This window comes from Methylomicrobium sp. Wu6 (assembly GCF_035916875.1).
GTDB lineage: Bacteria > Pseudomonadota > Gammaproteobacteria > Methylococcales > Methylomonadaceae > Methylomicrobium.
Genome location: NZ_JAXUHN010000019.1, coordinates 1 through 9,130, shown reverse-complemented (window position 1 = coordinate 9,130; position 9,130 = coordinate 1). Strand labels below are relative to the sequence as shown.

Genomic DNA, 9,130 nt, shown 5'->3' with positions numbered 1-9,130 from the left:
ACTCTACGCGCTCCTGTTGGCTCAACTTAACCACCTTAGCAATACGCCCCATCGATAACTCCTCTGCAATTTTCAGAGGATTATATATCTATCGTATTTTTATACAATTAGACACTAGTTTTTTCACCTTACCGCATACCGTCAAACGGCGTTTCCAATACCGTTTAAACATCCTGGAGACCGCATGTTAAGTGGCATTCAAGCGAGAAAAATAAAAGCACAAGACAAGCCCTATTAGCTCACCGATGAAAAAGGGCTTTATCTCTACAATTATGCCGCAGGGCGGGAAATTGTGGCGTTTCGACTACCGATATGAAGGCAAGAGAAAGACGCTATCCTTTGGCGGTTATCCTGATGTGGGTTTATCCGATGCTCGTGAGAAACGCGACGATGCGCGGAAACTTATAGCGGCTGGTGGCGATCCGGCAGCGCAGCGTAAAGCGACAAAAGCAGCGAACGCCGAACGTGCCGGGAACAACTTTGAAGTAATTGCCCGCGAATGGTACCAAACCCACATAGCCGATAAAACCGAAGATCACGCCAAGCGAACATTAACGCGGCTGGAAAAGGATGTTTTCCCTTGGATGGGCGCGGCCTTTGGCGGAGATTGAAGCGCCTGAAATATTGGCCGTTCTGCGCATCCCAGCGCATAAAATGAAAATGCGCGATGAGCACATCATCCCCTTGTCACAACAAGCCATTGAGATTTTCGAGGAAATAAAGCCTTTGACTTCGAGACAGTTATTAAGATTTCAGTTGCTTGCAGTACTAAATTCTCAATATTTAGCGCTGTCAGCCTCATAAACCAGGCCTTTATTGTTGGCTTGTTTGCGGATTGCGCCGAACAATTTGGCATCCAGCGAATCCTTTTTGCCACCTTCGTCAACAACTTTCTGCCGTAGGTAATCGTTACGTTGCTTGGATAGTATTTTGATTTCAGATTCCAGTTCGCTCCGTTCCTTTTTCGTGCTGCCGACAAATTCTTCCTGAGCAGCAGGCGACATGGCCTGCAAGCTCTCAGGCAAGGATTTTTTCGGCAGATTGGATAGCTTTACCCGACCGCTGCTGATCGCATCGACCAATTCGTTTTCTCCGAGAAAATTGGCTTTACCGCTTGCAGAGGCATTAAAAGTTGCCCGGCGCGCTTGTGATTCGGTGCTGGCTTCTTTATGCAGTTTCTCGGTCGCGGCCATCTTGCTCGCCTGTTTCGCCTTTTCTTCATCGTTGCCGTAGAAGACACGTGTTTTATCCCATTTGGCGGATAACTCCGCCAGTTTTTTATCGTATGGCGTCGCAATGGCGACAGCGCTGCCGGATTGCTCGACCTGAAAGTAACTGCCTTGCCCCAGACTGGCGACTTGCCGCCAATCGGCGTTGGTATTGCTGTCTTGTCCGCACTGGATCGCGTTGACGATGATGCCTTTTTGTTTGGCCAACGCGACCGTAACCGGGTATTTGACATCGTCCTGATAATCCATGTGCGGCGGCGCATCCCCTACCAGAAAGATGACTTTATAAGTGGTAGGATTTGGGCTCCAGGTAATCTTATTCACGGCATCGTAAAGGGCTTGGTTAACGCTTTCGGGTCCGTCGCCGCCGCCATCGGCCTGAAAATCCATGAGCTTGGCATACATGGAATCCAGGTCGCTGGATAGAGGGATGGTTTGGGCGATATAAGCGTCGCCTCGGTCGCGGTAGGCAACCAGCCCCATCTTGATGTCCGGCGCGGATTGCGCGGACGCCATGGTGCCGGCGATCGACCAGATTTTTTCCTTGGCAGCCGCAATCAGTCCGCTCATGCTGCCGGTGGTGTCGAGGACAAATACTACTTCGATTTGTGGACGTTGATTAGCGGCGGCCACCGGCGGTATCGTAATCGGATTAATCGCGGTTGGAGGTGTTGCGATCAGTTTTGTGGCCTGCCTGACTACCGGATAAAAGGCGATCGTCGCAGCAGTCGCGGCAAACAGTCCGAGTGTCAAGAGTTTAGTTTTCATCATCATTTTCTCCTAATGCAATGTTGAAAGTTTGCGCACAGCCACTTCCGCTGCTTGATATGCCCGTTTGAATTCCACTTCGCTGTTTGAGAGGTCTGCTTCATCGGCAAACGGTTGCTTATTTTCGGCGGGAAAGACAGAGAATACCGCCTGTATGAGAAAGAAACACCAAAACGTCAAGAACGGGCTGCCGGTGTGATGCAGCGCCCAGAACGCCGATGCGATGCCGAATAGGCATAAACCCAGGTCGGCTAGGGATGTAAACAAGCGGCTATAAAAATACAGTGAGCGAATCAGCCAGATCGAGAGGATATTCAAGATTAAAAACAGGGTCAGGGGCGAGCCGAACAACCAAACAGCCGCAGACAGGATGTATCCTAAGAGCATCACCGTGATCCGGCCGATGCGTTCCCTGCTGCGGAAAAGCAAGTAAAGGCTATAGAAAAAAGCCAAGCCGCTAATGACCAGGCGGATAGACATGTCTTCCGGAAAAAGGAAAGATAAGGCAAAAAACCCGATGGCGCCGGTGAGGCTGGCGAGCAAGGCAACAACGACACCTTCCCAAAATGTTGGCTTTTTCTTCATGATTCGCTCCATTTTTGTTTTTCATTCAGAAAATCGACTTCCACATCCTCATCTCGGACAGACGTCGATGGGTATTCCCAGTTGGTTGAGTTAACTTGATTTTTCTTCCAGAAAGACTTCGGCTTTCTGCTTCATAGCCGTTAATTGCGCTTGATGTTCCATGAGTTGATGGATTAAACGGGATATTTTTTCCTGGAGAGCTGTTATTTTTTCCGCCAATACCTGCTTCGCCTGCTGCGTTTCAAGCTTGCGTTTAATAAAAGACCGCGCCAGATCGTCCTTGCCGGATTTGAAGCAGAGCGCGCACTTCGCTTCCAGATCGCCCAGCGATTCTTCCAGCCGGTCGCGTTGGCTCGCCAGTTGTCGCTGTTCGTATTCCCATAAGCGAATCTGCTTTTCGTCGGCGATGATGGAGTCTTCCATTTCCCGAATGCTGTGTTTGAGCAGCATAGCGGGTTCTTCGATTTTGTCCAATACTGCATGCATATCGGCCTGGAAAAGCCTTGCCAGTCTTGTAATAAGAGCCATGATATGACCTCTCGTATAAATGTTTGACGGTCCACAGTCTATGCGCGAGGGCCAGCGATAAACAGACACGGATGGGTAAAACATTCGGCGCAGTTTTTACAAAAAATTTACACTTCAACCGCTGTTAAATTTCATAAGCTTGCTACACTGTCCGTGTTTTTCGGCCTGAGGGTTGCGATGTCCCGTAAACTGCGCATTCTGATTATTGAAGATGAAGCCGCCATTCGCACCGGGCTGATCGATGTATTCGTCTACCACGGTTACGAGGTCGATTTTTCCGGCCACGGCGCGGAAGGCTTGACTAAGGCTTTGAGCGGAAAATTCGACCTGATCCTGCTGGATGTGATGCTGCCAGGCATGAACGGCTTTGACATTTGCAACCGGATTCGGGAAAAGAGCCGTGATCAGGCCATTATCATGCTGACGGCAAAAAGCAACGATGAAGACATTATCGAAGGCTTGTCGCTGGGCGCGGACGATTATGTCACCAAGCCGTTTTCGGTAGCGCAACTGGTATTGAGGGTACAGGCTGTCTTGCGCCGAACCGGTCGCGGCTTGTCGCAAAATTCGCTGATACAACTGGGAAACGAACTATCGATCGATTGCCAAAATCTGTCAGGAAGGCGTGGAGCACAAGCGCTTTCTTTCACCAGGCGCGAAATCGAAATCCTGCAATATCTCCATCGCCATTGGAAGCGTCTTGTTCCGCGCGAGGAGTTGCTCAGTAAAGTGTGGGGTTATGCCAATTATCTGGATATTGAAACCCGTACCGTGGATATTTATATCGCCAAATTGCGCCGCAAAATAGAATCCGATCCCGCCGAACCGCAACTTCTGATCACCGTGCGCGGCGCCGGTTACCGGCTGATCGGGCAAAAGCCATGAAACGGAATCACCTGAAAGGTTTGGATAAAAAAAGACTCCGGCGGTGGCTGCTGATCTTTTTCCTGAGTCTGGCGATACCCACGGCGGTATTGATCCAGCAATCCTACAGCCGCTTGAGATGGGAGACTTTTCACCAGCATCAATTAATGGCCGAGGAACTGACCCACCGGATCAATAATCGCCTGATACGGTTGATTAATAGCGAAGAGCAACGTCCGTTTACCGATTATTCCTTTTTGAATGTGGCAGGTGCTCCGACAGTTAATTTTTTACAACGGTCGCCGCTTTCCCAATACCCGATTCCAGCGGAAATCCCAGGGTTGATCGGTTATTTTCAGGTTGATGCAGGTGGCAAATTATTAACGCCTTTTCTTCCTGAAGATATCGAAAAAGTGGGGAGTTACGGCATTGCCGAACAGGAGTTATCTGAAAGAGCCGCCTTGCAGAATCGGATTCGGCAGATATTAAACGAGAACCATCTGGTTAGAAATCAGAAGGTCGTGGCAGGAAAAAATGATAAGGAGGTGCGCGGTAATTTGGCTGACCGGACAGACAAGGGATTATCTGAAAATGAAAAAGGTGCGGTTTCCCTTGACAGCTCCCTTGGGGGCAGCAAGCTTGAGAAACCTGCCGCACCCTCGGCAAACGAAGGTCAAGCGGTTTTTGATGAGCTTAACAAAATATCGCCGGGGAAAAGAAAACAAGAAAACAAATTGGGCCGCTTAGAAGATATTAAATTAAGGCAAACCTTTCAGAAAAAAGCCTCTCAATTAAAGAGGGAAGAAAGTTACCAAGTCCCCCTTAAGGCGACGCCAAAAAAGGCGCGAACCGAGCAAAATGTCTTGCCAGAATCGATCCAGAGAGCAAAAAAATCATCCGGCTATGAATTGGAAGAGAGCAATCGTCCGATCACTTCGACAGTACAGCCGGAGGTGCAAGCCTCACGTATCCGCACCTTTGAAAGTGCCGTCGATCCTTTTGAATTCAGCCAATTGGATAGCGGCCATTTTGTCCTGTTCCGCAAAGCATGGCTGAATGGCCAGCGTTATATCCAAGGGCTGTTGATTGAAAAAGACGCCTTTCTGCAAGGGAATATCAATGCGGAGTTTCAAGAGACCACTCTTTCGCAGATGAGCGATTTGTTGGTGGTTTTTCAAGGCAATGTCCTATCCGCCTTTGCCGGCCGCACGCCGCGAGGTTATCTGTCGAGCACCACCGAGCTGGAGGGCGAGCTGCTTTATCAAGACCAGTTGTTTGATCCGTTTAGCGAATTACAGCTGGTTTTCAGTATTACTCAGCTTCCGGTGGGGCCTGGAGGCTGGGTGATTATTTGGCTGACCCTTGTGCTGACCGTCGTCTTTTCGGCCGGCTTTTATTGGATGTACCGGCTCGGCGTCGGCCAGATCAACCTGGTCAATCAGCAACAGGACTTTGTTTCGGCAGTCAGCCATGAACTGAAGACGCCGCTCACTTCGATCCGTATGTACGGCGAGATGCTGCAAGCAGGCTGGGCGGATGAAGTCAAGAAAAAGACCTATTACGACTTTATCCTGGATGAAAGCGAGCGCTTGTCACGCCTTATAAATAATGTGTTGCAGCTTGCCAAAATGACCCGCAATGAAAAAAAACCGGAGCTGAAAAGCCTGACCGCTGCCGAACTCATGGACAACCTACAATCGAAAATTTCCACGCAAATCGAACGGGGAGGCTTTTGTTTAAGGCTGTCATGCGATCAAGATGCGGATCAGGCCAGAATCAAGGTGAATCCCGACTGGTTTATCCAGATTATGATTAACCTGGTTGATAATGCCATTAAATTTTCCGCAAAGGCGGACACAAAAACGATCGAGTTGTCCTGCCATCGACTAAGCAGCGGCCTTATTCAGTTCGGAGTCCGTGATTACGGCCCGGGCATCGCCAAAGACCAACTGAAAAAAATATTTAAACTTTTTTACCGCGCCGAAAATGAACTCACGCGCGAAACCGTTGGGACGGGAATAGGGCTAGCCTTGGCGCATCAAATGATAGTCACCATGAACGGGAGAATTGATGTAACCAATCGAAATCCGGGCGCTGAATTCAGAATCGATTTCCCGGTAGAGAAATCCACCGAAAACATAAGGGTAATTCACCGACCCAAGTCTTCATAATAGGCAATAGACTCTGGAATTTATATTTATGCATGAAAAAAATGCCACAGACGCGACCATGACCGCCAATAACCCTAACCCCGCACCCATCATCTTCGTACGCGGCGTCAACAAGATATATGCCGACGGTTTCCAAGCGCTCAAAAACATCAACCTGGACATAAAACGCGGCGAGATATTTGCCTTGCTCGGACCGAATGGTGCGGGCAAGACGACACTGATTAGTCTCATCTGCGGCATCGTCAAAGCCACTTCCGGAAGCATCATCGCCGATGGTCAAGACACCGTGCGTGACTATCGCGCCGCGCGGGCAACCATCGGCCTGGTACCGCAGGAACTGCATACGGACTCGTTTGAGTCGGTCTGGGCCACGATCAAATTCAGCCGGGGGCTGTTCGGTAAGGCGCACGATGCAGCCTACCTGGAAAAAGTACTGCGCGATCTATCCCTGTGGGACAAGCGCAACGCAAAAATCATGACGCTCTCTGGCGGGATGAAACGCCGCGTGCTGATTGCCAAGGCCCTCGCTCATGAGCCAACAATATTGTTTCTTGATGAGCCGAGTGCCGGCGTGGATGTGGAGTTACGACACGACATGTGGCGCATGGTGCGCGAGCTACGGGCACAAGGCACCACGATCATTCTGACCACCCATTACATTGAGGAAGCCGAAGACATGGCAGACCGCATCGGCGTCATCAGTAAAGGTGAACTCATCGTTGTTGAAAACAAAGAGGTACTGATGCGTAAGCTCGGCAAGAAGCAGCTCACACTGACTTTGCGACACCCCATAACCAGCATTCCGATCGGATTAAGCGCTTGGCCGTTAACGCTCTCCGACGATGGACACGCCCTGATTTATCGCTTCGACGCCCAGGAAGAAGAAACCGGTATTGCCGAGCTGTTGCGCATGTTAGGTGAACACGGCATCGAATTCAAAGATTTACGCTCCAGCGAGAGTTCGCTGGAGGACATCTTCGTCAGTTTGGTGCATCAGTCCAATAAGGAGTCGGCATGAACCTCTATGGCATTCGCGCCATTTACCATTTTGAAATGGCACGCACCTTTCGTACGTTGGCGGAAAGTATCGTCGCGCCGGTGCTGACCACCTCGCTGTACTTCATCGTATTTGGCAGAGCCATCGGTTCGCGCATGGGCGACATCGATAGCGTCAGTTACGGTGCCTTCATTATCCCGGGGCTGGTCATGCTGAATTTACTGAACGAAAGCATCTCCAATGCCTCTTTCGGCATCTACATGCCCAAGTGGGCGGGCACGAATTATGAGCTTCTATCGGCACCGGTTTCGTGGATCGAAGTGCTGATGGGTTATGTGGGCGCGGCGGCGACCAAGTCGGTGATGCTGGGTCTGCTCATTATGGGCACCGCGCGCATTTTTGTGCCCTACGAGATTGCCCATCCCTTGTGGATGGTCGCCTTTCTCTTGCTCACGGCGGTGACTTTCAGTCTGTTTGGCTTCATTATCGGCCTGTGGGCCGATAGTTTTCAAAAACTCCAGGTGGTGCCGATGTTGGTCGTCACTCCGCTGACCTTTCTGGGTGGCGCGTTCTATTCGATCACTATGTTGCCCCCATTGTGGCAGAAGATCACGCTATTCAATCCGGTGGTGTATCTGATCAGCGGCTTTCGCTGGAGCTTCTACGGCATGGCTGACGTGCATATCGCCGTGAGTATTGGCATGACGTTTGGGTTCCTCATCCTCTGCCTGACTTTTGTATGGTGGGTGTTTAAGACGGGGTACAAAATTAGAAATTGAGGCGACGATGTACTCACCGAAGGATCGGCTATCTGTAATGGCTTGCATTTGAAATCGGCTTGGCTCGCATTTAACGCCGATTTCGGCCCGAATTAGCAGCAAATGAAATAGCCACTGGGCTCAGTATCTGCAAATGATTTCGTATGACACAAATAACGAAAACCCGACAGATGAACCCCCAAACAGCGACTTAAGACAAATCGCTTACATAATCCACCCGTCAAGTCGAGGAGTGGGCAGGTGCAATTAACCGGTTTGAGCGTTCTGAAGACATTTGCTGGTTTTTTTGCTTAGTTTGTTCGAATTAGAGATGATAGGCAGAATCCATACTGCAAAAAATGCTAGGTGTCTCGATAAATGAATTGTATCTGCGTAATCTTTGATTTGGACGGGACGCTTGTCGACAGCGAGAGGCTTTGTAATCAAGCGTTTCTCGATTTACTTCCAGAGTTGCCTGATACGGTGGAGTTATTGACCCGGCGGTATCGCGGAAAAAAGCTTGCCTCAATTCTCGTTGATATTGAGAGCCAGCTTTGCCAGACGCTGCCAGATACGTTTGAACAGCATTATCGTCAGCGTGTTGCCGAACTCTTCTCTCATGAGCTTAAACCTATGCCCGGTGTTCTTGAAATGCTCGAAGCCACGCACTTCCCTAAGTGCATAGCCTCAAGCGGGCCGCCTTTGAAAATTCATCAAGCACTACAAATTAGCGGCCTTGCGTCTTACTTTGGAGACAACATCTTCAGCTCGTATGAAGTTGGCTCTTGGAAACCGGAACCAGGCCTGTTCCAATACGCTGCAAATTCAATGGGTTTTGTGCCCAGCCAATGCGTGGTTGTAGAAGATAGTGAAGTTGGAATTGAAGCAGCTGAAGCAGCAGGAATGAAAGCATTCCAATATGTGCCATATGGCGAAACCGTGCTATGTCAAGGCGGAACACCATTTGACGATATGTCACAGCTTCCCCATCTACTCGCTCACTTTGCTAATAATAGCCAGCGCAGCACCTTAGCCTAACAAGTTACTTAAGTTTTTATGAGCCCACGCATCTATGAAACGGGTTTGGAAAACTTGGCCCATATTCAGGCACTAATTAATATTGGTAAACCCCCGGCTATGCCGGGGGACTCTCAGAGGTTTGACCTATAAGGCGGTCACTACGATGCTCTTGTCTCGACCAAAAGATAGGAGAATCGAAAATGAGAGAGT

At 49.7% G+C, this 9,130-nt stretch carries 9 protein-coding genes; 6 read left to right on the top strand and 3 right to left on the bottom strand.

Annotated elements, in window-relative coordinates; translation table 11 throughout:
* Window positions 1-245 precede the first annotated feature (245 nt).
* Window positions 246-611, top strand: a complete 366-nt coding sequence (locus U2W12_RS00675) for an integrase arm-type DNA-binding domain-containing protein (RefSeq protein ID WP_326498750.1) — start codon at window positions 246-248, stop codon at window positions 609-611.
* A gap of 165 nt (window positions 612-776) precedes the next feature.
* Here the strand turns inward: U2W12_RS00675 and U2W12_RS00670 are convergent, their stop codons facing one another.
* From U2W12_RS00670 to U2W12_RS00660, 3 genes are all read right to left on the bottom strand, one after another.
* Window positions 777-1,997: a vWA domain-containing protein gene (locus U2W12_RS00670; protein WP_326498749.1), complete on the bottom strand. Its 1,221-nt coding sequence runs from the start codon at window positions 1,995-1,997 to the stop codon at window positions 777-779.
* A 12-nt stretch (window positions 1,998-2,009) separates the two neighbouring features.
* The gene (locus tag U2W12_RS00665; RefSeq protein ID WP_326498748.1) at window positions 2,010-2,582 is read right to left on the bottom strand and encodes a hypothetical protein; all 573 of its coding nucleotides are present in this window, start codon (window positions 2,580-2,582) and stop codon (window positions 2,010-2,012) included.
* Between the two features lie 90 nt (window positions 2,583-2,672).
* The gene (locus U2W12_RS00660) at window positions 2,673-3,110 is read right to left on the bottom strand and encodes a PspA/IM30 family protein (protein ID WP_326498747.1); all 438 of its coding nucleotides are present in this window, start codon (window positions 3,108-3,110) and stop codon (window positions 2,673-2,675) included.
* A gap of 177 nt (window positions 3,111-3,287) precedes the next feature.
* Here U2W12_RS00660 and U2W12_RS00655 point away from each other — a divergent pair, with 177 nt between their 5' ends.
* The 5 genes from U2W12_RS00655 to U2W12_RS00635 all read left to right on the top strand — a co-directional run bounded on the left by U2W12_RS00655 (window position 3,288) and on the right by U2W12_RS00635 (window position 8,938).
* Entirely contained in the window at window positions 3,288-3,995 is a 708-nt protein-coding gene (locus U2W12_RS00655; protein ID WP_326498746.1) for a response regulator transcription factor, read from the top strand.
* A complete protein-coding gene (locus tag U2W12_RS00650; protein WP_326498745.1) occupies window positions 3,992-6,145 on the top strand; it encodes a HAMP domain-containing sensor histidine kinase in 2,154 nt (717 codons plus the stop codon). Before U2W12_RS00655 ends, U2W12_RS00650 begins: the two co-directional genes overlap by 4 nt.
* A gap of 28 nt (window positions 6,146-6,173) precedes the next feature.
* A complete protein-coding gene (locus tag U2W12_RS00645) occupies window positions 6,174-7,163 on the top strand; it encodes an ABC transporter ATP-binding protein (protein WP_326498744.1) in 990 nt (329 codons plus the stop codon).
* Window positions 7,160-7,921, top strand: coding sequence for an ABC transporter permease (locus U2W12_RS00640; RefSeq protein ID WP_326498743.1), 762 nt, complete (start codon window positions 7,160-7,162; stop codon window positions 7,919-7,921). Before U2W12_RS00645 ends, U2W12_RS00640 begins: the two co-directional genes overlap by 4 nt.
* Window positions 7,922-8,278: 357 nt before the next feature.
* The gene (locus U2W12_RS00635; RefSeq protein ID WP_326498742.1) at window positions 8,279-8,938 is read left to right on the top strand and encodes an HAD-IA family hydrolase; all 660 of its coding nucleotides are present in this window, start codon (window positions 8,279-8,281) and stop codon (window positions 8,936-8,938) included.
* Window positions 8,939-9,130: the final 192 nt, after the last annotated feature.

Excerpts from the sequence above, each read along its gene's own strand:
- U2W12_RS00660 (WP_326498747.1), bottom strand. The coding sequence starts at position 3,110 with ATGGCTCTTATTACAAGACTGGCAAGGCTTTTCCAGGCCGATATGCAT.
- U2W12_RS00650 (WP_326498745.1), top strand. The coding sequence starts at position 3,992 with ATGAAACGGAATCACCTGAAAGGTTTGGATAAAAAAAGACTCCGGCGG.
- U2W12_RS00640 (WP_326498743.1), top strand. The coding sequence starts at position 7,160 with ATGAACCTCTATGGCATTCGCGCCATTTACCATTTTGAAATGGCACGC.
- U2W12_RS00635 (WP_326498742.1), top strand. The coding sequence starts at position 8,279 with ATGAATTGTATCTGCGTAATCTTTGATTTGGACGGGACGCTTGTCGAC.
- U2W12_RS00675 (WP_326498750.1), top strand. The coding sequence starts at position 246 with ATGAAAAAGGGCTTTATCTCTACAATTATGCCGCAGGGCGGGAAATTG.
- U2W12_RS00645 (WP_326498744.1), top strand. The coding sequence starts at position 6,174 with ATGCATGAAAAAAATGCCACAGACGCGACCATGACCGCCAATAACCCT.
- U2W12_RS00670 (WP_326498749.1), bottom strand. The coding sequence starts at position 1,997 with ATGAAAACTAAACTCTTGACACTCGGACTGTTTGCCGCGACTGCTGCG.
- U2W12_RS00655 (WP_326498746.1), top strand. The coding sequence starts at position 3,288 with ATGTCCCGTAAACTGCGCATTCTGATTATTGAAGATGAAGCCGCCATT.
- U2W12_RS00665 (WP_326498748.1), bottom strand. The coding sequence starts at position 2,582 with ATGAAGAAAAAGCCAACATTTTGGGAAGGTGTCGTTGTTGCCTTGCTC.